General features: G+C 40.9%; 18 protein-coding genes. 2 read left to right on the forward strand and 16 right to left on the reverse strand.

All coding sequences use genetic code 11. The features are described from left to right. Window positions 1-109 precede the first annotated feature (109 nt). From EW142_RS03320 to EW142_RS03340, 5 genes are all read right to left on the reverse strand, one after another. On the reverse strand, window positions 110-2,671 hold the full coding sequence (locus EW142_RS03320; RefSeq protein ID WP_165395214.1) for a TonB-dependent receptor: 2,562 nt from the start codon (window positions 2,669-2,671) through the stop codon (window positions 110-112). 62 nt (window positions 2,672-2,733) lie between these two features. Continuing rightward, window positions 2,734-5,307: a TonB-dependent receptor gene (locus EW142_RS03325; RefSeq protein ID WP_130609623.1), complete on the reverse strand. Its 2,574-nt coding sequence runs from the start codon at window positions 5,305-5,307 to the stop codon at window positions 2,734-2,736. 132 nt (window positions 5,308-5,439) lie between these two features. Then, entirely contained in the window at window positions 5,440-5,994 is a 555-nt protein-coding gene (locus EW142_RS03330; protein ID WP_130609626.1) for a DUF4251 domain-containing protein, read from the reverse strand. Window positions 5,995-6,070: 76 nt separating this feature from the next. Then, window positions 6,071-6,793, reverse strand: a complete 723-nt coding sequence (locus EW142_RS03335; protein WP_130609629.1) for a LytR/AlgR family response regulator transcription factor — start codon at window positions 6,791-6,793, stop codon at window positions 6,071-6,073. Then, window positions 6,790-7,920: a sensor histidine kinase gene (locus EW142_RS03340; protein ID WP_130609632.1), complete on the reverse strand. Its 1,131-nt coding sequence runs from the start codon at window positions 7,918-7,920 to the stop codon at window positions 6,790-6,792. Before EW142_RS03340 ends, EW142_RS03335 begins: the two co-directional genes overlap by 4 nt. 242 nt (window positions 7,921-8,162) lie before the next feature. On the opposite strand from EW142_RS03340, the gene EW142_RS03345 reads away from it, so the two are divergent. Next, window positions 8,163-10,601 (forward strand): TonB-dependent receptor domain-containing protein, encoded by a 2,439-nt coding sequence (locus EW142_RS03345; protein WP_130609634.1) that lies wholly within the window; start codon window positions 8,163-8,165, stop codon window positions 10,599-10,601. Window positions 10,602-10,675: 74 nt separating this feature from the next. On the opposite strand, the gene EW142_RS03350 is transcribed toward EW142_RS03345, so the two are convergent. Next, window positions 10,676-11,839 (reverse strand): MFS transporter, encoded by a 1,164-nt coding sequence (locus EW142_RS03350; RefSeq protein WP_130609637.1) that lies wholly within the window; start codon window positions 11,837-11,839, stop codon window positions 10,676-10,678. Between the two features lie 107 nt (window positions 11,840-11,946). Here EW142_RS03350 and EW142_RS03355 point away from each other — a divergent pair, with 107 nt between their 5' ends. Continuing rightward, window positions 11,947-12,516 carry a Crp/Fnr family transcriptional regulator gene (locus EW142_RS03355; RefSeq protein ID WP_130609640.1) on the forward strand — a complete coding sequence of 190 codons (570 nt, stop codon included), beginning with the start codon at window positions 11,947-11,949 and terminating at the stop codon, window positions 12,514-12,516. A gap of 1 nt (window position 12,517) precedes the next feature. Here EW142_RS03355 and EW142_RS03360 read toward each other — a convergent pair whose 3' ends face one another. The 10 genes from EW142_RS03360 to EW142_RS03405 form a co-directional block, all read right to left on the reverse strand. Continuing rightward, window positions 12,518-13,279 (reverse strand): LytR/AlgR family response regulator transcription factor, encoded by a 762-nt coding sequence (locus EW142_RS03360; protein WP_130609643.1) that lies wholly within the window; start codon window positions 13,277-13,279, stop codon window positions 12,518-12,520. Then, window positions 13,276-14,295 (reverse strand): histidine kinase, encoded by a 1,020-nt coding sequence (locus EW142_RS03365; protein WP_130609646.1) that lies wholly within the window; start codon window positions 14,293-14,295, stop codon window positions 13,276-13,278. Before EW142_RS03365 ends, EW142_RS03360 begins: the two co-directional genes overlap by 4 nt. Next, window positions 14,292-15,290 (reverse strand): sensor histidine kinase, encoded by a 999-nt coding sequence (locus EW142_RS03370; protein ID WP_165395215.1) that lies wholly within the window; start codon window positions 15,288-15,290, stop codon window positions 14,292-14,294. The genes EW142_RS03365 and EW142_RS03370 overlap by 4 nt, the downstream gene beginning before the upstream one ends. Before the next feature lie 103 nt (window positions 15,291-15,393). Then, window positions 15,394-16,842: a hypothetical protein gene (locus tag EW142_RS03375; protein WP_130609652.1), complete on the reverse strand. Its 1,449-nt coding sequence runs from the start codon at window positions 16,840-16,842 to the stop codon at window positions 15,394-15,396. A gap of 168 nt (window positions 16,843-17,010) precedes the next feature. After that, a complete protein-coding gene (locus tag EW142_RS03380; protein WP_130609655.1) occupies window positions 17,011-17,928 on the reverse strand; it encodes an EamA family transporter in 918 nt (305 codons plus the stop codon). Between the two features lie 98 nt (window positions 17,929-18,026). Next, on the reverse strand, window positions 18,027-18,356 hold the full coding sequence (locus EW142_RS03385) for a hypothetical protein (RefSeq protein WP_130609658.1): 330 nt from the start codon (window positions 18,354-18,356) through the stop codon (window positions 18,027-18,029). Window positions 18,357-18,692: 336 nt separating this feature from the next. Next, a complete protein-coding gene (locus tag EW142_RS03390; protein ID WP_130609661.1) occupies window positions 18,693-19,127 on the reverse strand; it encodes a hypothetical protein in 435 nt (144 codons plus the stop codon). A 144-nt stretch (window positions 19,128-19,271) separates the two neighbouring features. Then, a complete protein-coding gene (locus EW142_RS03395) occupies window positions 19,272-19,526 on the reverse strand; it encodes an acyl carrier protein (protein ID WP_130609664.1) in 255 nt (84 codons plus the stop codon). Window positions 19,527-19,532: 6 nt separating this feature from the next. Further along, window positions 19,533-20,819, reverse strand: a complete 1,287-nt coding sequence (locus EW142_RS03400; RefSeq protein ID WP_130609667.1) for a beta-ketoacyl-[acyl-carrier-protein] synthase family protein — start codon at window positions 20,817-20,819, stop codon at window positions 19,533-19,535. After that, the gene (locus tag EW142_RS03405) at window positions 20,809-21,258 is read right to left on the reverse strand and encodes a 3-hydroxyacyl-ACP dehydratase FabZ family protein (protein WP_130609670.1); all 450 of its coding nucleotides are present in this window, start codon (window positions 21,256-21,258) and stop codon (window positions 20,809-20,811) included. Before EW142_RS03405 ends, EW142_RS03400 begins: the two co-directional genes overlap by 11 nt. Between the last annotated feature and the right edge of the window lies 1 nt (window position 21,259).

The following is a 21,259-nucleotide window of genomic DNA, read 5'->3' on the forward strand; positions in this document are numbered from 1 at the left end:
AGAACTGTTTTATTGTAAATTAAAACAAAAATGTAAACGGGAAAATAGCTTAATACAACATTAACAGAAGTTTCCAATGGGTTGGATAGCCATAGTAACCTGTAATTCCTTACTCCACAAAGAATGTGGCTTCCTCCTGCAGTAATTGACCGTCTTCAAGTACGCCCTCCAAAACAACTTTATACTTTCCGCTACTATCATCAGCAAAAAAAGTAATCAAGGCCCCTTTCTCTGGTGATATCTCCAAATTCGGTTCCCAATGCAATGTATTCCGATAATCGGGTTTGGCATGCTGCGGTTTTGGAAAGTTATAGTTAGGTGCAGTGAACCTATCGGGCTTGTCGAAACCTTTAACCGTTAAATTGAGAATACCGGGATAGACCTTTTCCTCAAAGTCAAATCTTCGGCCCCGATCGGTATAAATGGCTATTACACCATTAGATCCCCTGGCGCCATAATAGCTTGCTTGTGCGCCTGTGAGCACGTCAATAAACATAATGTGGACCGTATCCATACTCAACAAATCAAGACTACCCCCTGTTGAAGTATCATAGGGCGGCAATGGCACCCCATCAATAACAAACAAAGGACTGGTGGACAAATTGATACTATTGAATACCGCCCGTGTCAAACGAATCGATTGATTAGGGTAGGTACCCCTCACCCGCACGCCTGGAATCATGGACATGATATCCAATAAACGCATTCCATCGGTGACATTGGTGGAATCCAACAGGAGCCGATGCGTCGGTCTTGGGTAAGGCGTGATTTCATTGAGTCCCTCTTCAACAATTTGTCTGTTACTTTTGACCTTTCTTTTGTCTTTTACCACAGTTTCTTCCAATCTGATGATGTCTGGGGGCAAATCAAATTCCAAGGATTCTCTCCTATAGTCTTTTGCAGCCTCACTTACATAAGGGGTTGCAGAAATGTCGTGTCGATTTGATTTTTCCAATGCGAGACCTTGAATCAAGGGAAGAAAAGGTAAGCTGTCAATGTTGATGGCTAGATTCTTTGCCTGTTCCTTTTTTCTGGCCAAGGGATCCATAGCATCCAAAACCACATCTACCGTGTCGTCAAAAGCCAATGGACCGAACATAAAATTCCCTTGGCTATCGGTGTTTTTTGTTTCATAGTATGTGCTTCCCTCTAGAATGCCCAAAGTTATTTTTGACCGCTTAGGTACATTTCTGTTGATGAAATTCGTCGTTCTCCCTGCTATCATTATACCTTGTTCAGGGGAATTCTTCGCCTTCTTGGATACCTCATTTTTTAGTAATTCATCCCACTCAAATCTGCCCCACGATTTGCCCAGCAATAAGGCCTCAAGTGCATTGTTATTTTTGAAATTAGGAGTATCAAAAAAATAGGCGCCATTGTCAACCGTTGGCCCAATGTCGGAGTCCAAAAGCAGCCATTTTTTAATGCTAGTAGTTTTGGCATGTTGGTTATCGCCTGACCCCAACAACTTATGAACACTTAGCGAAATATTTCCTTTCAACATGCTTTTTCCTAGATTGGCCAAACGTAGGCGAAGTGCAACCTTACCTCTTTTTTCAAAGGTATCCTTGGCCTTGATTATCCACACCCGAGCCGATTTTTTTGTATTGTGGATAAACGTCATCCGCTCAGCAAGCACTTCCCCATTTGTGTTGAACAAGGTAAAGTGTCCCACTCCTGGACTAAGCCTATCGACCAATAGTTTTAGGGAATATTGGATGGAATCTGGTTCTGATTCATGGCGCAAAAAGATGTTACCCCTTACGTGACCTAATAAAAATGTACGTTCTGTAGCAGTTTTATATGGTGTTTGAACCTGGATGATGAGATGGTCCCCGTTGTTTTCAATCTGAATTCTTTCCTTAGCTCTTACAGCTATGGGAAGTTTAACTTTGTTTGCTGACTTGTCCTTGGAGACAACAGCAAAGTACTGCATTCCCGGTTCCGGTCTTAATTGAAAAGTCCCCAGTCCATACTCATCGGACTCAAAATTCGCTACTTCTGCATTCTCTTGGTTGATTACTTTTCCTTTTGAACGAACTCCCTTACCATTTTGGTCTTGAATTTGAAAACCCACCAAATTATTCGATTCTTGAACGAGATTTCCACCTTCTGGAAAACAATGGAATTGAATCCCCTGGTCTTCTGTAGGATTTGAGGCTAGGACCTCTGTTTTCTGTGAACCATTGCTGCTCGTTACTGTTGTCTTTGCCCCCTTGTTTCCAAACTCTTTCCTCCAAACAAAAATCTTTTTCTGAAATGCATTCGGATTTGCGTCATTCAACATATACTTGGTGTAAGCCCTTATGTAGTAATTTCCTTCATCCCAAAATTTATCAAGCGGTATACTGCCAAAGCCACCTAACGAATCCATACTAATAGTTCGCTTGGCCAGCATCTTATTGGATTCATCGAGAAGCTCCACATAAGCGACCTTACTCAAATTACTCCTTGCATGGGTCACTCCATTGAGGAGATACAACTTGAACCAAAGGGTTTCTCCCGATTGATAGTAGTCCTTATCAGTGTGCACATACACCTTTTCTGGATAATTTTTGACGGCATAGCTCATCAGTTTTCCGGTTATCTTTTCGAAATTGCTTTCATCTTGGGCCCACAAGCGTTGGCCGGAAAGGACAAGCGAGCAAAGAACTGGAATCCAAAATCTCATGATAGATGTTTTGGTTTTAACAAACGGTTGGTTGGTAGAATATTTCATACAATGGTCAATGTCTATTCAACAACGAAAGAGGTTTCTTCTGAGACAACCTGCCCGTTGGAAAGAACACCTTGAACTTCAACAACGTACTCCCCGTAGCTATCATCGGTAAAGAAGCTTATCTCCGTTTCTTTGGTCTTTGAAAGTACAATATTTGGTTCCCAATGCAAGGTGTTCCTATAATCTGGTTTTGAATGTTCTGGTTTTTTAATCGAATAATTGGGAGCTGGGAAAACTTCGGGGACATCGAAACCTTTAACCGTAACGCTGAGAATCCCAGAAAAAATAGGTTCGGAAAAATCAAAAGTACCTCCTTGATGAGTGTACATTGCAATAACTCCATTTGCTCCTCTTGCCCCATAATATGCAGCATCAGCTCCTGTAAGTACATCAATGAACATGATTCCAAAAGTGTCCATGGTATTGAAATCAACTCTAGATGCCACGGATTCATCGATGGGAATCAGTGGCACACCATCAATAACCAAAAGTGGGCTAGTGGATAAATTCACACTATTATACAATGCCCTGGTCAAACGGATAGATTGGTCTGGATATACCCCTCGAACTCTTACCCCAGGTATCAATGCCATGATATCCACAAGTCTGGCGCCATCAGTAATGTTCGTAGAATCCAAAAGAAGCCTATGGGTAGGTTTAGAATACGGCGTAAGCTCATCAAGGCGTTCATCAACAAGTTCCCGATTCGTCTTTATCTTCCTTCGTTCCTTAACAACAGTTTCTTCCAATTGAATGACATTCTTGGGCAATTCCAGCGCTTCCACTATTCTTAAATAGTCATTCTTGGTTTCAGCCAATGTTGCTTTGGTGGAGCTTCTATTCATATTGTTTTTTTGAATTTCCACTGTTCGAATAAGTGGTAGAATGGATAAGGTGTCCAGGTGTATTCCCACTGCTTTGGATTCCTCTTTTTTCTTTGCAAGCGGATCTATCGCATCCAAAACAATTTGCACTGAATCATTGAATGCGAGCGGGCCAAAATTAAATTTACCCTGATGGTCCGTATTTTGGGTTTGGGTAAAAAAGCTTCCCTCGAGAATACCGAGCGTCAATTTTGCTTTTTTGGGCACATTTTGATTGTCAACGTTCGTAGTTCTACCACTTATGAAAATTCCCTTTTCAGGTTCATATTTGGGATTTTTAGAAACTTGGGTCTTCAATAGGTTCTGCTTGGAGAATCTTTCCCAAGATCTGCCCATTAGTAAGGCTTCAAGGGAGTTCTTATTCTGAATGCTATTTTCCTTAAAGAAATTTGGCAAGAAATCTGAGGTTTGCCCCAAATCAGAATCCAGAAGCAGCCAATTTTTTATGTCACTTTTCTTTTGTGTTCCTTCAAGATTTCGCTTACGAACACTAATGGAGATATTCCCATTTAAGTTCCTCGATTTTTCATCTTTCAAGCTTAGCCGAAGTTCGACCTTTTCCCTATTATGAAAACTTGCCTTCACTTTTGCTATGTGTAAACTCGCCAAATTCTTTGTGTTATTGATGAAGGTAAGGCGGTCATTCAGGATATTGCCATTGCCATCGAATAAAATGAATTGGGCCATGCCTTGATCCAATTCGTCCAACAAGAGCTTCCTTGCGTATGAACTTTCCGAATCGATTCCTGCAATGTGCTTAAAAAAGATGTTTCCACGCATATGCCCCAAAAGCATTGTGGGCTTTGAATCTTTAGCTGTTGGAGCATCAACTTTGATCACCAAGTGATCCCCGTTATTTTGAACCTGAAGTTTATAGTTGTCCTTCTTTGGTGATGGTAATTTAAAAAGCTCTTCAGAATCCGCAACAACAGCGAAGTATTCATCGCCCTCCTTAGGCCTTATTTGAAAACTTCCTAAGCCATTTCGGTCCGATTTGAACTCCAAAACGTTTTCACCATTTTGATTAATGATACTGCCCGATGACAAAACCCCTCTACCCTTTTCATTGCATATTTGAAAACCAATAGTGTTGGCGGATTGTGAAATAAAGGTTCCTCCTTCAGGAAAGAATTTGAGTTCGAGCCGGCCTCCACCGCTTGGCGATATCGTTTTATTCTCTTGTATAGCCGTGCCTTCAGATTCATTTACGTTGTCAGTTTCTTTAGAGCCTGATTTGCTACCAAACTCGTTCACCCAAATGGTAAGTTGCTTTTGAAAGAGTCTAGGCTCCTTTTCATTTAGCATGTATTTGGTGTATGCTCTCAAAACATAGTCACCTTCGGCCAAAGATGAATCCAACGATATATTTCCAGCTCCGCCCAAGGAGTCCATTTGTATTATTTTCTGGGCAATGGGTTTTTCGGCATTACCCCACAACTCAACATAAACCACGTTGCTCAGGTCACTCTTGCGATGCGTAACACCATTTACCAGATACGCTTTAAACCATATGGTTTCGCCAACCCTGTAATAGTCCTTGTCCGTATGTAAATACCCTTTTTCAGGATAATTCGTAATGGCATAACTGGTGAGGTTTTCGAAGATTCTTTGAAAATTTTCCTCTTCCTGGGCCCAGGCATTGGAAGTAACAAGAAAAAGTGAAGTGAAAGCAACTAAGAAGAAAACCGAAATTGTGTTTTTCATACTATGTTTTGACTGGATTTTAATGTATTGCTTCAAAATGAATATATGATGTAATAGGCGTCCCAACGTATTTCCCCGATAGGATTTAACCCTAAAAGCCGTAAAAATAATGGAGGCTCGCTCAATCTTAAATCATTGCTTTGGTTCGAACGTATCTATTCGACCAGAATAGGCAATGGGAAATCGCTGTGAACTATTGATATTGATATTCCCAGTTTTGGAGGGAAACCACTGTGCGTTTACTTGATAAGTTTCAGTCCTATCATTGATGGTAAATGAGAACTTGTACCCCTTTTCATTTCTTTCCATTGAAAAATCGTCCGGAATCCCTTGAAAGTGAATGGAATTATCAGTGCCTGGGTAAACAGCTCCCATTTGACGTTCTCCATAATATGGAAAATAGGCGTAGACACTATCCCCCACCATCCTGAAATAATTGGCGTTGCCTGTAAGATCAATATTGTTGGGTGTGCTCCCTGGAAGCAACAATCCTGCAGTTGCAATTTGATTAAACGCCGAAGTTGTCAAAGGTCGTGCCCAATTGGCCACAAACTCAAAGGACTTTGCCTCAATCAAAGCATCCAGTTCTTCAAGCTGTTGTGCAGTAAACTTCTTGTTTTGCGATGAACTACATCCAATTAGTAGTGCAAGCGAAATCAGGGGAAGATATTTCAATAGTGTTTTCATAATTCAAGCAATTTATAGTTCTTAAATTACGCATACCCCTTCATGATTTCAAGTATTTTAACTTTTGTGAAAGAATTTATTTACCATCCCAAAGTTTGTTGCCCAATATTTTAGGTAATACCTCTTTCTTATAATTCCGACTCATCGGAATTCTATGGGACTGGATTTGAAGTTCGTGCTGTGCGACTCCTTCAATTTTGTCAATGGCAACGATATAGGATTTATGAACCCTTAAAAAGGCGTTGGCATCCAATTTTTCCTCAACGTTCTTCAAAAACAGCAGACTCACATACCTTCGTTTTGTGGTTTGAATGATAACGTAGTTCTGCATGGCTTGCACGAACAAAATGTCTTCATGGAAAATCTTCTCGTATTTACCATCACACTTTATAAAGAAACAACCACTTTCCTCTTCCAGAGTGCTTACCGATCTTTGTTGAAGTAATTCATATTGTCGCTTGGCCTTGGTGGCCGAAGTAAAAAAGCGATTGAATGAAATAGGTTTGAGCAAATAGTCCATCACATTCAAATCAAAACCTTCCAAGGCATAGTTAGGATAAGCCGTGGTCAATATGGTCATCGGTGGTTCTGGATTCGATTTTAGGTATTCCAAGCCATTCATGACCGGCATTTGAACATCCAAAAACAGCAAGTCTACCTTCTGATTGGATAACAGTTTTGGAATTTCCATCGCCGTTACTCCTGAACCCACACAGGTTAAAAAGTCCACCTGCTCTACATAGCTTATAATGCATTCTCGAGCCAAAGGCTCGTCATCAATAACAATACAGTGCATCATCCCCCTACTTTTCTCAATTGAACTTCTCCTTCTTCTTGCAAGGTAATCGTTAATCGTACTCGATACCGGTCTTTTTCCTTGGTCACCAAAAGATTATGGGCGTTAGGATAGATAAGATCTAGGCGTCGCTTCACATTTTTTAAACCTAGGCCTCCAAAGTTAATGGTATCCGGTTCGGCTATGCCCATATCAAAGTTGGCGCTGTTGACCAATTCAAATTGTAAACCGTTGTTCTCCAATTCAATGCTCATTTGAATCCACCTTTTTAAGCTTTGATCTTCTGATAGGTGCTTGAAGGCATTTTCTATAAACGGAAGCAGAATGAACGGAGCAATGGTTAAACCACTTGTGGACTGTTTGGGCAATTCGACATTGATTTCAAAATTCTCGTTTTGCCTTAAACTCTCCAGTTCCATGAAGCTTTGAAGATAGGACAGTTCATTTTGTAAAGGAATTTGATGGTCATTGCATTCATACAACTGGTATCGAAGCAAACCTGAAAACTTCACCAAAGATTCGGAGGCCATCTCTGGATTTTTGTTGATCAGCACAAAAATGGAATTGATGGTATTGAACAAAAAATGTGGGTTCATTTGTGATTTTAGAAACTTGAGCTCTGTTTCCAGTTTTTCTTTCTCAAGCTGTTGATGTCGTTTTTGGGAGGCAATCCAAATTTTCGTCAATTTGATGCTCATTCCCAAGGTTACAGCACCTACACAGGAAGGAAGCGCGTTGAATTTGAATATTGAAAAAGGAGTTTTAGGGTTTATGTTATACAGCTCATAGGTGGAGGTTTGTGCAATATATCCTGATAAAAAATAATTGGCCGTAATAGCTGCGGCCATCAAAAGGACCACCCCGATAGTACTTGCAAAAAAGGTTACATATTTTCCTTTTTGCAGGTATTTGGGTATCAAAACGTACAAACAGAAATAAACACCCAAAGCCTGGTATACAACATAGCCCAAGTACTTTACCACGCCAAAGGGTTCTACAATGAACTCCATAATTTTGGAAACACTGCCCGAGAAAATGGTCCACCACATTAAGTGATAGGCTGCCCAAAAAAGAACGTGATGCAGTTTGTAGCGTTCCAGAAAACTGAAAATAGCTTGTAGCTTTTTCATTAGTAAGAATTGATTTTCCAATGAGTCCTCAAGATACCATTACCAACGCTGGTATTCAAACCAAGGCACCATAACTTGACGTCAGGTATAAATTTATTGATGACCGGTATATGACCACGGAATTGGTGTTTTGAGGTTCCTTCTAAACAGTTGTAGCTTCCCTTGTCATTGATTTGTAACCGCTCGTCATTCCTTTTTTTCAAAAAGCAACGGTTGCCGCTTCTTGCAGGAAAAACTCATCCATGTCAAGAAACAAACAACTTCTTTTGATTTTATTTCTTATCTCGGTTCGCACATTTTCACAAATAACAGGGAATGTTAATGATGAGCGCGGCAACCCCATCGCTTTTGCCAACGTGATGTTATTTTCTGACCCTGGTGAAGCCTTGGAAACTGGCGTTATCACCGATGATGAAGGGCGCTTTTTGATAGAACCTAAAAACATAGGAAGTTTTAAGCTCAGAATCAGTCTTCTCTCCTACCAAACGTGGACTTCGGAATCTTTTGAAATCGATGGTCCTACTTTTACCAAAAGATTTCCTTCCATAGCCTTGCCGGAAGAAGTTACCGCTTTGGAAGGTGTTGCTGTTACTGGTCAACAAAGAATCATACAGCGAACCCAAGAGGGAAGTGTCGTTAACGTTCAGGCCAGTATTATGACGAAAGGTAGTACAGCTCTGCAGCTGTTGGAACGTTCTCCAGGCGTGATTTTGGACCAAAGAAACAATAGTTTTTCCCTAAATGGAAAAAGCGGAACCTTGATTATGATCAATGGAAAACCCCAACGTATCCCAGCCTCCGATATCATGTCACTACTTAATGGAATGAGTGCGGACAACATAGAAAAAATTGAACTGTTGACCAATCCTTCCGCACGTCACGATGTGGATGGCAACGCAGGAATCATAAACATCGTAACCACCAAGAACGAAGCGCTAGGTTTTCGGGGCAATACCAGTTTGAGTGCAGGTTATGGGGAAGGTCCTAAACAGACCACAAGCCTTTCCCTAAACTACGGCGGGGAGCGTACTTCCCTGTTTGGATCATACTCTTTTTCATACGATGATTCCCGCAGTGGTTGGCGTGGAGTTGGAACTTCTGACCTTCCTGTTTTGGGGGAGGACACTTTTATAATCTTCCAAAGCGATACCTATCGGGTGGACCGAAACCACAACCTTAGCTTGGGTTACGAGCAACAACTTTTGGATAACGATATGTTAGGGCTTAATGTGACTTACAACAGAGCCATTCCAGATATCGCAACCCGTAATCTAGGTCTTTATGATTTCACAGCACAACCCTTTTTGGAAGCTAGAATCAATCTGGATGCGGACCAAACTTGGAACAATTTTACGGCCTCAGGATTTTATGAGGTAAATACGGCCAACTCTACGCTTGCATTTACGGGAGACTTTATCAAATACCAAAACAGTGCACCAAATACAGTCAACAGTCTTTATTTTGATGACGACGGACTTCCCTTTCAACCAGAGAATGAAATCTACAATGAAGGAAATCGAGGATTTAATGAAACCGATATCAATGTAGGGGTGGCAAAGCTGGATTTTTCAGCACCCCTCAATGAAAAAACAAGACTGGAAACGGGAATCAAGGGTTCCTTTTCCAAGACAGTCAATGAAGCACGAATTGAATTTTTGGAGGGTGATGATTTCATCTCCGACCCCCGATTTATAACAGACCTAATCAACAAAGAAACAATAGGCGCCGCTTATGGCATTGTCAATCACAATCTAAATCAAAAAGTAAATGGGGAACCGGGCCTTCGTTATGAATATTGGGATCAAAATTTTGACGATTCCAGTTTAGATCGAAGTTTTGGAAAGCTTTTTCCATCCCTCTTTTTAACGTACACGCTATCAGATACCACAGCTGTTAACTTTGCCTACAACAAGAGAATCACCAGACCCAACTATGCCGATTTGGCCTCTTTTTTGAGTTATAACGACCCTACGTCGGTATTTAGCGGTAATCCACAGTTGCTTCCGGCCATAACAGATAATATTAGTCTAACGTATACGAACAAGTCATTTAGTCTTTCCATATTGGCCTCCAATGAACAAAATCCAATTGCGCGGTTTCAAATCATACGGAATGAAACCAGCGAAGTGGCTGTCATTGCCCCAGTAAATCTAGATTACCAACGCAGTCTTGACCTTCAAAGCAACATCCCAATTCGCATTACAAATCGTTGGAACTTAAATCTAAATGGAACACTTGGGGTTCGAAGATTTAAGCTATTGCATACCGATGACCAAATAACCCATAACTATGTTCACTATAACTTTAATGGTAACCAAACCCTACAATTACCTGCCGACATTGCCCTTGAGCTTTCGGGATGGTACACTTCCGAACATTTTAATGGAAGTATTCGCGTTAAGGGATTTGGAAGTTTAAATGGTGGTATACGAAAGAGCTTTAAAAACGGAAGCAGCCTACAATTTTCGGTAACCGATATCTTTCAAAGCATTGATATCAGACCGCAAACCGGCACCTTAACTCGTGAAGCCTATGGTGGGGAGTTCGATGTTAGGTATCGTCCAGAGTCAGGCTTCTCAAGAATTTATAGAGTCACTTTCTCTTACCCTTTCGGAAACAAAAAGGTAAAGAACATCAACTCCAGAACGGGTGCCGATTCTGAAAAGTCGAGGATACAGTAAAATGAGTTGAAGTTTTAATGAGTATATGGTTAAATAAAATTTAGAGGAGGTAAAACCAATTAATCAATTGCAAATCATACTTTTCGCATTTTGTTTCGAAAAGTCAGGTACGCCAAGGCCAAAAGTGCCGTAGCCGAACAAGCATACATAACCCCTGGTACGTTGGCAACGTTTCCTTGGTAATACCAACCCGAGAGCAACGCGCCCAACCCTATCCCCGCTTCCAAAGCTATATACATGGTGGCGATGGCCTTACCTTTTTCTTTGGGGTTGCTCAAATCTATGGTCCATGCGTTGATTGCGGGAGAAAGAACACCCATGGCCAATCCGTATAACGTTGCCGCAACTAAGAGACCATTGGAAGTGTCCAAATAACCCATCAAGAAGGTTGAAACCAACAAAAGAATCAAACCAAACACAATTACCACCATACGGCCATGTCTATCTGAAAAGCTTCCGGCGACAAAACGCACCAACAAAGAGGAAATAGTGAAAACAATAAAAAATGTGCCTTTGTTGGCTATGCCCACATGTACGCTCCAATCGGGAATCAACGTCAGCACAACCCCAAAAGCCATATAGGATAACAAGGTCACGATTCCTGCAGGAATTGCTTCTCTCGCAATTATTTCATTTCGGGATATTTTAAGAGCCTGTAGCTTGAACTCTTTTTTTTCCTTTAAAGTCTCCCCAAGATTAAACATTAGCACTAAGGCCAATAAAGCCATACCCGATGAGCTCCAAAACAGCACGGTATATGAAAAGTGGATTTTGATAAGGCTGCCAAGGGCTGGTCCAAGAGCAAGGCCTGTGCTGAAAGCGATACCCTGTATGCCCATGGCTTCGCCCAAGCGTTCTTTGGGAACAATATCTGAAACATAAGTCGATGTCGCCGTTGGGGTGAATCCTGTTGAAAACCCGTGCACCAATCGAAGCAGTAAAAAACCGGTAACCGTTGTTGAAATGGGATAAAGAAATCCACAGCCCAAACAAACCATTGCTCCAAAAAGCATTACAGGCCTACGCCCAATAGTATCCGTCAGTTTTCCACTGAAGGGTCTGGATAGTCCTGCTGTTAAGGTAAAAAGCGCTATGATCAATCCAATATATTCCGCTCCTCCCAAACTGGTCAGGTATGCCGGCAGCTCCGGAATGAGCATATTATAACTGGCTGAAAAGAAAAGGGAACCCAAGCAAACCAGGATAAATCTGGAGCCATACATTCTTGGTTTTGCCATTGTTCCCGCTTTTTGGGTTGCCATGATAGATTTGATTCAATACCTTTCAGGAACAAAGAAATCAGTTATTCCAGAGCATAAAAAGGACATTTGTCCCAACCCATAAAATGATACGTACCAACACGGATTTACTCGACTATATTGCCTTATTGCAAAGACATTCCGTTAATTCCATAGGCGTTGAAGCCTTTAAGGCCAAACAACTTATATTGGAGCAAGATAGAAGGTACAACACCGTTTATGTGATAAAAAAAGGCATAGCCAAGTGCTATATCACTGATGAAAATGGAAAGGAATTCATTCAAGAGTTTTTGGGAGCGGGAATGGAGTTTGGCGAGTTGGAGGTTTTCAGTGAAAAGATGACCATTTGTTCCGTTTCGTCTGTTTCAGAGCTGGAAACCTATACTTTTTCGCATCGAATTTTCAACGAGTTGTTGGAAAAGGATCCAAAGTTCAATAAGATGGTTATGAAGGCTCTTGCAGATAAAATACGGTATAAGGCCCCTCGCCATTCTTATCAACATTCTTATCCCATTGAGGACAACATACTCCGACTGAAACGAACTTTCCCTGAGTTCACCGACGTACTGCCCAAAAAGGATATCGCCAATTATATTGGAATCACCACGCGGAGTTTAAATAGAGCTTTGAAGGATTTAAAGGAAAGTGGGAAATAGGTCAGTTCAGCCCCTCGAACCATCTTTTAAATTCGGCTACTTTCTCACGACTTACAATGACCTCTTTATCCATTTTGCACTTCAGAGTAAGTTTTAGTCTTCGATTTGAATACACCATAACATCGGTTATGGCGTTCAGATGTACCAAAAAACTTCGATTTACCCGAAAGAATTGCTTAGGATTTACCAACTCCTCCAGAGTTTCCAAAGTGTATTCAATCATATACCGTTTTCCATCTGCAGTAATCAAATAGGCGTCTCTTCCTTCTGCATAGAAGACATTTATGGATTCAGTTGAAATGGAATTCAGGTGGTTTCCCATTTGAACCAAGAAACGATCCTTATAGACTTTTTGCTCTATCTGATCTAACATGGAGGCCATATGTGTGGGACTGGAAAACTGTGTCTTAAGTAATTCCAGCTTTTGAAGGGCCTTGGTCAAATCAGTAAACTTGATGGGCTTGAGCAGATAATCAATGCTGTTGACCTTAAACGCATCAATGGCAAATTCATCAAAGGCAGTTGTGAAAATTACCGGTTTTGTGAGGATAGTTCGAGAAAAGATTTCAAAGCTTAGACCATCTGAAAGCTGCACATCCATAAAAAACAAATCCACTGAAGCCTGGTTTTCGGCGATCCAGGGAATGGATTTTTCCAAAGATGGAAGTATCGCAAGAATTTCAACGTTTTCACTATGTTTTATGAGATAACGCTCCAATTTTTCCGCGGCAAGGGCTTCATCCTCGATAATAGCTACTCTCATAGCATCTGAAGTTTAGGTATTTTAATGGTTTTGTCATGTGGGTTGTGTGCTACCTCCAATGGTGTGCCAGAATAGTATTGATAATTGTTCTCTAATTTATTTAAAGAATTGATATTTAAGGTTTTATTAAGTTTTTCCTCATGTTTATATTTAATTTCAATCGTATTGCCTGAATCAAGAATTTCTATAGCAAGTTCATTGGTTTTGGAAGGAATGGTCGAACGCATAATGACTTCAATAATTTGCACCAGGGTTCCCGGAATAATCCACGTCTTCTCCTTAAAACTTTTAACTAGTTGGATTCTCCTATAGGGCAAATGTTCCTGAACGGATAAAAATTCATCCAAAGCTTCCATTTCTTGATCAAGGGGAATTACCTCATTTTTTCTATTGGATAGCAAATGGCGATACATGGAAGCGAAACTGTCCGTAACCTCCTCCGCTTTGTCCACATTGTTTTTCATAACCATGAGAATTGCTTCTAAGCTTTCGAACAATAGCAAAGGATTGATTTCTTGTTTAAACCGAGCAAAATCCTCCTCCATTTTCAGTCTGGCCCACTCTTCCTTTTGTAATTTTTCCACATTTATCTTGTGCAAAAATTGATGGCTCACATACAACAGTACATATATCAAAGAAATCACTGAGAAAATACTATTGAAAATCAAGAGCTCAGTGAGATTAGGCTCATAATGCAGTATTTTAACGAAGTAGAGGTACATGGAACCACTGACCAAAACAATGGTCGCCAAGAATGTCGAGACTACCTGCAAGACCAATCGCAACAAAAAGGATTTAGGCCGATTCAAATGTCGGAAAATCACAATCGACAATCTGGCCAATTCCTGAATGAGGTACGCTAAAGCAATACAGACATACAATTCTTGCCCAAAGAAGTTTTCCCCCAACTCATTGATCGTATTGTTGATCAACAATATGAGCAAATAAACCAAGGTGCCGCTGAACAAGGGACTCAGAAGTCTAAAAAGTGGATGGTGAATAAAGAGCCTTTTCATAGGAGCACTGGTAATTTTACAATGAAATTAGACTCATCGGCTATTTGTACTGTTTCGTTGGCCAATAGTTTGTAGCGAGATGTAATGTTGCCTAATCCTATATTGAGGGACTTGGTGTTTGGACGTGCCTTGGTTTTGTTATTGACGACCCAAATCGCTCCTTCCTGATGTTTTATTTGAATATTTAAGGGTGTATTTTCAGAAGTTACATTGTGCTTGATGGCGTTTTCTACCAACATCTGAAGCGTTAAGGGTGGAACCTTGCTTGTCATAAGCTTATTTGGAAGTTGGTTGGATAGAAAAATTTGCTCTTGAAAACGTGTCTGCATTAAAAAGCAATATGACTGTACAAAATTCATTTCCTCCTCGACACTCACCAACTTGTCCTCATAGGATCTCAAGGTGTAACCATACGATTTGGCCAAAGAGCGAATAAATGCTTCGGCTTTGGCAATGTCTTTCTGAAAAAGGGAGGAAAGGGTGTTTAAGCAGTTAAACAAAAAATGGGGGCTTAGCTGCGATTTCAAAGCCGCCAACTGCAGTTCTGTCTGCTTCCACTTAAGTTGTACTTCCATCACCTGCCCCTTGTCATACTGCTGGTAGGAGTAAAATGCAAAATAGATGATGTTGTAAATAAGTACGACACAAAACAGTAAAATCACAATTTTAAGTTGCATACTGCCTTCCGGGTCAAAAAAGAAATTGTAGTTGGAATTAACAAGTCCATAAATCTTTAATGCCATGTAAACCATAGACCATCCAACAACGGAATGGAGCACTATTCCCGCCAAGAGTCTTAAACCAGTTTGCCTTCTCCACTTAATGTAGCGGTTCAAGAATTGATTTATAAAATGAAATGCATAGCTCACACCAATTCCCAAAAATCCGTTGAGCAGTATTTCTACGGAAAGAGGACTCCCACCAAGGCTATGGAATCCGTAGAACAATAGGCCTACAACAAAGCCCAAGGATATTAAGACAAGATGTTTTCTCATGGTTGGTCGGTCTATAAAAAAACGTAGCATCTTATCCATACCACCAAAATACTCATATTTGCCCTAAGCGGTTGAGTATTTTGGCGATTGGATTGGTTATGGTTTACTGAACTGCGTTAAGAACTCTTCTATAGTGGGAATCTGATGAAATAGAATTGCTGACGGTACGATACGCATCGCTCACTGCCTTACCATTGGATTTGACAGCGGGAGCAAAGCGCAAAAGGGATTCGGCCTTATGATAATCCGAATCAATATCCTCAATAGCTGCAATGAGCTTCACCAAATCTGATTCACCAAAATCATTTTTGGCAATTTCCTTAAAGACCTCCGATTTATGGCTATCTGAATTTATTCGCCCTAAAGTGACCACCAAATCATCAACATTCCCAGAGGAAAGCTTATGGCGATCCACCAGTTTTTTCAGAACGCTGGCTTGGTGACTGTCGGAGCCCATTTGTTCCACACACTTAAGAAGGTGGGATATGGTAGAGGCATCCATTTCCTTGTTCACAGCTCTTGAAAGTACTGCTCCCCTGTGATAGTCCGAGTCCATTCCATCCAGGGCATTTAAAAAGGTATGGAAACCGCTTGTAGATAGTTCATCAACATTTAATGCGGCTTTAAGCACCTCTGCCCTATGGTGATCTGAATCAATTCCTTTTGCAGTCACTGCAAGAACTTTGGTGTTTTCAGAAGATAATGGTCGGTTTCGTAAGGCGGTCAACAAAACACTTGCCTTATGGTGATCGGAATCAATATCCCTAGCGATTACCAACAATGTTTTAAGTTGAGTGCCCTTAATGTTCCCATCTTTGATGGATTTTTTCAAAACCTCGGCCTTGTGATGGTCAGAATCTATCTCTGATGCTGCATAAATAAATGCTAAGGTGCTTCCCTCGTTTTCTAGAAATTTGGCAGTGTATCTTTTAAGAATATCGGCTCTGTGATGGTCTGAATCAATTTCATCTCCAACAGCATGGATCACCGATATCAAATCGGCATCTTTGAGGTCTTTTTGAAGCAGAAGTTTAATATAGCGCGCTTTGACGTGGTTGCTTTCCATGATATCAACCTCTTTCAACACACCATACGCTCCTCTTTTTTTGTAGATACGATTTACGCGTTGCTCAGATCCCAAAGTAGTGGTGCGAACAACATCCAAAAGTATATCGGCCAACCAGGCTTTACCTTCTGGGTCAAAGCTCTTTTCCGAGCCCCCGACGTAGTATCTTTTTATAAGTTGGCCCGAATTATTGGGTTCGATAAAAATGCGTCTTCTGGAGCCAAAAGCTGATCGCTTTATTTCCATAAAGCCGCCCCGGGAGATGGCAACAATATCTGAATCATCATCAGAGAGCGTAATGTCGCCTCGATATTCCACATGAAAACTTTTACCAAACGGATTGCTTACTGAAACTGTGGTTTTTCCATTATCCTGCACATTGACCGAAGTACGTCGCTGGGCATGCAATGAACTTCCTGATATAAGCAGAAAAAAAAGGATGAGCTTAAGAAGTAGGGCCGCAAGAAATTTGGAAAGATGATTCATGATTGTTCGTTTTTTGATTGATGAATTTTGATTGATGAATTTTGATTTTGATTGATTGATGGTGCAAAGATGTGGAAGAAGCACGGCACCCTAAAATGAAATGTAGCGAAATGGCCCTTTTTTGTATTGAATTGTACATAGGGGAACATCATCGCCCTATTGGGGTGTCTATTTCTTGAAACGTTCCAGGATAGCAAGGGTTTTCTTAGTGTTGATGAAGTACACCCCTGTCAAAAGAACAATTGCGGCCACAATGGATTGTAATGTGATTTCCTCTTTAAGGAAATACCACCCCAAAATCATGGCGACAATGGGATTGACATAGGTAGATGTGGCCACTTTTTCAGGAGAGACAACTTTTAACAGGTAATTAAAGGAGGTAAAGGCGAGGATACTTCCAAAGATTATCAGAAGTACCATTACCAATTGAACATCAAAGCTCCAGTGGTTGGGAGCAATCCACTTTTCACCAAAGCCCAAACTCATTAAGGCCAACATAATTCCTCCGGTAAACATTTGATAACCTGTATTTACAAAATAGTTGGAAGGTAGGTCGGCCTTGGCAACAAATAAGCTTCCGTAAGCCCAACTCAACATACAGGCAAAAATCATGATCATGCCCACAACCGAATTTTCCTTATTTATGATTTGTTGTTGGCTTACAAGAAGATAAATACCTACAATACCCAGAATTACCCCGACCACCGACATCGGTTGAATTTTTTTTCCTTCCAATACTCGCATAAACAATAAAATGACGAGCGGCTGGGCCGATATTTCCAAAGCGGCAAAACCGGTATCCACGTACCGTAGCGCCCATACCACTACTCCATTCCCAAAACTTAAAAACAGAAAGCCTGCAAAAATGGTGTTCAACAATTGTTTTTTGGTAACATGAATGGCAATGCCCAGCATACGAGCAAGAACAAAAATCATAACCCCAGCCGTGGTGAACCTGAACGAAGCAAGCATAAAGGGGGGCAGCTCCAAAACAGCTATCTTGTTCAAAAGATATGTAGAGCCCCAAATGACGTAAATGGCGAAAAAGGCAAGTACAATAAGTGTGGTGTTCCTGGGCTTGCCCATCACGAAGTTTTGGAATTTACCATGCAATATTACGGATGTTTGCAAGAAAAAATCCAATCAATTTAAAAAGTAGCTGAAGCTAAAAAATTCTTCCGATTTTAATAGTATTGGTTGGTATCGAGAAGATAGGCTGCCATTTCGCTCTCCAGTCGCTTGAACAGTTCAATGTGTTTATTGATTTCGGTCTTTAAGGACTCCCCCATCTTCCTTTCCTTTTTTACCATCTGCACCAACTGTTTCTGATTGCCCGCAAAGGTTTTAAAATCGTGCTTGAGGTCTCGCAACTTTTCAAAACAGCTATAATTGGTGGGTTCGCAGGTGTAAGAATTCAATTTTCGGGAAAGACGCTGAATGACATTGTTATTTCGTTCTAAACGAATCAACAGTTCCTGAGTTGGGATAGGTCTGTCTTTTGTTAGATCATCCATAAGTTTTGTTTATTTATTGGTTAAGCATCAAGGGCACTTTTAAATTACAAAAAATCCTACAATTCGTTTTAAAATTAACTTGGATTTTAGCTTTTTAACAATTTTGGAATAAGCATTCAGGCACTATAGAGTCTATACCTTTAAAAAATTCCTCATCCAATATGAGGTTGTGAAAGCCAAATTGGGTTCTAAAATGAAGAATGCAGGAAAGTCCTCACTAGCATGTTTTGGTGGAGATGTTGGACTCTTAAAAAGGTTAAACAAAAAGAGAGGGAATGAACGGTAAAAACAAAAGACCTTGATTTACTTTTAGGGTGAAAGTGGGAAAAATACGACCTACTCTTTATCAGCGTGAAACAGGGCAGTATAAATTTTGCCGACTCCCCAATTTCCTAAAGGAAAATAAAGCGCAAAGAAAAGTGCCATGCCCAAACTGAAATTTCTAATGTTGAAAAAGCGGTCCAAGATGTTATCGGGATAGGCATATGAAGTTTGAAGTGCATAGCCACTAAATTCCAACAAGCCCATTGCAATTAATCCATAAGCATACTGCCTATGGAAGGGCATTCCCCTTAACACCAATGAAATAGGTACCATGTAAAGAATATAACAAGTTATGACCTGCCACCAAAAGGTAAATCTGGCTATTTCCATTTGCCGTCCAAACCAGTTCATGCCCAATCCCCAGAGAAAGTAGACCAAGCAATAGGTCAACAAAAGTCTCTTGTCCACCGACACTTTCGATTTTACAAAATGGAAAAACTTTTTCATGCTTACTTTTTTAGTTTCTATTCCCGAGACTTGGTTTTAAACTACAAGACAACTTCCAAGGGCTACGGATTCAAAATCCAAAAATAGACGGTCCTTGCCTCAAGCGCAGAGTTATTTGCTTTTGATTTCTGATAATTTTTTCATTCATTCTTTGTCGGCCAGTTTGGTTTCAATAATCTCCAAAGCATCATTGATGGTTTTCATGCCATCCATATCCTCATTTTCGAGTATAATATCGAATTCGTCCTCCACATCCAGCACGATATCCACCAAATTGGCGGAATTGATGTTAAGCTCCTGAATGAAATCGCTTTCTTTTTTGATTTCTTTGGGATCTACGTCTTCCGGTAAGTAGGTCTCAACAATGGTCTTAAGTTTTTGATATTGTTCTTCTCGCATTCTAGTTCAATTCTGTTTGCTTTCACTATACTTTTTAAAAATAGCGCAAGCATTTACATCCCCAAAACCAAAACTGGCCTTTGCAATAACTTTTGGTGCAAAATCCATAGTTTTTTGAGGTATTCGGCTTGCATTCGCATATTTCAGGATTTCAGGATGCACATCTTCACAATTGACATTACCGAAAATCTTATTTTCAGAAAACTGAAGTATGGTTCCAACACTTTCAATGCTTCCAGCAGCCGCCAAACAATGGCCGATTGTACCTTTGAAGGAATTTATGTATGGGAAATCCTTACCATGTCGATTTAGGGCAAGGCTCCAATTTCTGATTTCCAAGGAATCTTTTGTGGTCGCTGTAAGATGCCCATTAATAGCATCAATCTCGTTTGCGTGCACCCCAGAATCAGACAACGCATCTCTTATGCATTGCTGAACGCCTTCACTATTTGGAGCGGTCATACTACCTCCTAACCTTTGTCCTCCACTGTTCACACAGCCCCCTAAAACTTCGGCATAAATCGTCGCGCCCCGCTCAAGTGCACTTTCCAAAGTCTCTAAGACAAGTGCCGCTGCGCCACTCCCAGGAACAAACCCAGAGGCAGTTGCGCTCATGGGCCTACTGGCTTTTTTGGGCTTTTCGTTATACTTTCTTGGTAAAATCCGCATGGCATCAAAGCCACCCCAAACATAAGGTCCGCTATCACTGCAACTCCCGACGAGCATGCGTTTCGCTTTACCGAATTTAATGCGATCATATCCCATTAAGAGGGCCTCAGTGCCAGTGGTACAGGCTGAGGAGTTAGTGGTCACCTGATTTCCGCAACCCAACATTCCTCCCAAATAGGCACTGATACCGCTGGCCATGGTCTGCATTACGGTCGTACTCCCCAAACGTCGAACGTTACCGGCATCCACGTGATAAATAGCGTCTTTGAACTTGTCAACGCCTAAAATTCCAGTACCAAAAACAATCCCGGAATCCCAGTCGAGTGGGTTGTCATTATCAATTTCAAGCTTGGCATCCCTCCAGGCATCGACCCCGGCCATGACTCCATAAATAAGCCCAGAAGATTCCAATCCTTTCTGCTGCAGTTTTGTAAAGTAATTATTTAGGTCAATAGTTTCAATTCTCGGTTCTCCAGCTATTTGGCATGAAAAGTTTAGGTCTTTCAGTTTTTGCTGGAATCGAATTCCGCTTATACCCGATCTTAAGGCTGCTGCGAACTCTGGAAGCCCAACCCCATTTGGGGCGCATACCCCCATTCCGGTAACTACTACCCTAGTTCCCATCCTTTACAGTTTTAAACATGCCTGCCAAAACACCTTTGCATACTTGCTGTCCTTTCTGGTTCACCATTTGCACCTTGCATTTGAGTTTTCCGAATCGGAAATACACTTTTTCAGAGTATACCGTAACTGTTTCCCCAGGGAAAACAGGTAAAACAAACTCCATTTCAGAACTAGAAAATGCAATCCTCGAAGGAAAATCATTTTTGGAATCCTTGAGCAAGTATATACCAAGACAGACCAGCCCTATCTGGGCACAACATTCAGTAAGCAGTACGCCGGGGGTCACTGGGAAGTCTTTAAAATGGCCTTGATAAAAGTCCAAACCCTCATTGAAAGTAAAGGTCCCTTCCACACGTTCTTCTGTAATATGTTGAAGTTCATCAACAAACCGAAAAGGTTTGTCATAAGGAAGTCTTGCCAATATTTCACTTTTCGTCATG

Source organism: Flagellimonas allohymeniacidonis (assembly GCF_004296335.1).
Lineage (GTDB): Bacteria > Bacteroidota > Bacteroidia > Flavobacteriales > Flavobacteriaceae > Flagellimonas > Flagellimonas allohymeniacidonis.

Bases quoted from the DNA above. Each gene is read 5' to 3' on its own strand.
- EW142_RS03320 (WP_165395214.1), bottom strand. From the start codon at position 2,671: ATGAGATTTTGGATTCCAGTTCTTTGCTCGCTTGTCCTTTCCGGCCAA.
- EW142_RS03325 (WP_130609623.1), bottom strand. From the start codon at position 5,307: ATGAAAAACACAATTTCGGTTTTCTTCTTAGTTGCTTTCACTTCACTT.
- EW142_RS03330 (WP_130609626.1), bottom strand. From the start codon at position 5,994: ATGAAAACACTATTGAAATATCTTCCCCTGATTTCGCTTGCACTACTA.
- EW142_RS03335 (WP_130609629.1), bottom strand. From the start codon at position 6,793: ATGATGCACTGTATTGTTATTGATGACGAGCCTTTGGCTCGAGAATGC.
- EW142_RS03340 (WP_130609632.1), bottom strand. From the start codon at position 7,920: ATGAAAAAGCTACAAGCTATTTTCAGTTTTCTGGAACGCTACAAACTG.
- EW142_RS03345 (WP_130609634.1), top strand. From the start codon at position 8,163: ATGTCAAGAAACAAACAACTTCTTTTGATTTTATTTCTTATCTCGGTT.
- EW142_RS03350 (WP_130609637.1), bottom strand. From the start codon at position 11,839: ATGGCAAAACCAAGAATGTATGGCTCCAGATTTATCCTGGTTTGCTTG.
- EW142_RS03355 (WP_130609640.1), top strand. From the start codon at position 11,947: ATGATACGTACCAACACGGATTTACTCGACTATATTGCCTTATTGCAA.
- EW142_RS03360 (WP_130609643.1), bottom strand. From the start codon at position 13,279: ATGAGAGTAGCTATTATCGAGGATGAAGCCCTTGCCGCGGAAAAATTG.
- EW142_RS03365 (WP_130609646.1), bottom strand. From the start codon at position 14,295: ATGAAAAGGCTCTTTATTCACCATCCACTTTTTAGACTTCTGAGTCCC.
- EW142_RS03370 (WP_165395215.1), bottom strand. From the start codon at position 15,290: ATGAGAAAACATCTTGTCTTAATATCCTTGGGCTTTGTTGTAGGCCTA.
- EW142_RS03375 (WP_130609652.1), bottom strand. From the start codon at position 16,842: ATGAATCATCTTTCCAAATTTCTTGCGGCCCTACTTCTTAAGCTCATC.
- EW142_RS03380 (WP_130609655.1), bottom strand. From the start codon at position 17,928: ATGGGCAAGCCCAGGAACACCACACTTATTGTACTTGCCTTTTTCGCC.
- EW142_RS03385 (WP_130609658.1), bottom strand. From the start codon at position 18,356: ATGGATGATCTAACAAAAGACAGACCTATCCCAACTCAGGAACTGTTG.
- EW142_RS03390 (WP_130609661.1), bottom strand. From the start codon at position 19,127: ATGAAAAAGTTTTTCCATTTTGTAAAATCGAAAGTGTCGGTGGACAAG.
- EW142_RS03395 (WP_130609664.1), bottom strand. From the start codon at position 19,526: ATGCGAGAAGAACAATATCAAAAACTTAAGACCATTGTTGAGACCTAC.
- EW142_RS03400 (WP_130609667.1), bottom strand. From the start codon at position 20,819: ATGGGAACTAGGGTAGTAGTTACCGGAATGGGGGTATGCGCCCCAAAT.
- EW142_RS03405 (WP_130609670.1), bottom strand. From the start codon at position 21,258: ATGACGAAAAGTGAAATATTGGCAAGACTTCCTTATGACAAACCTTTT.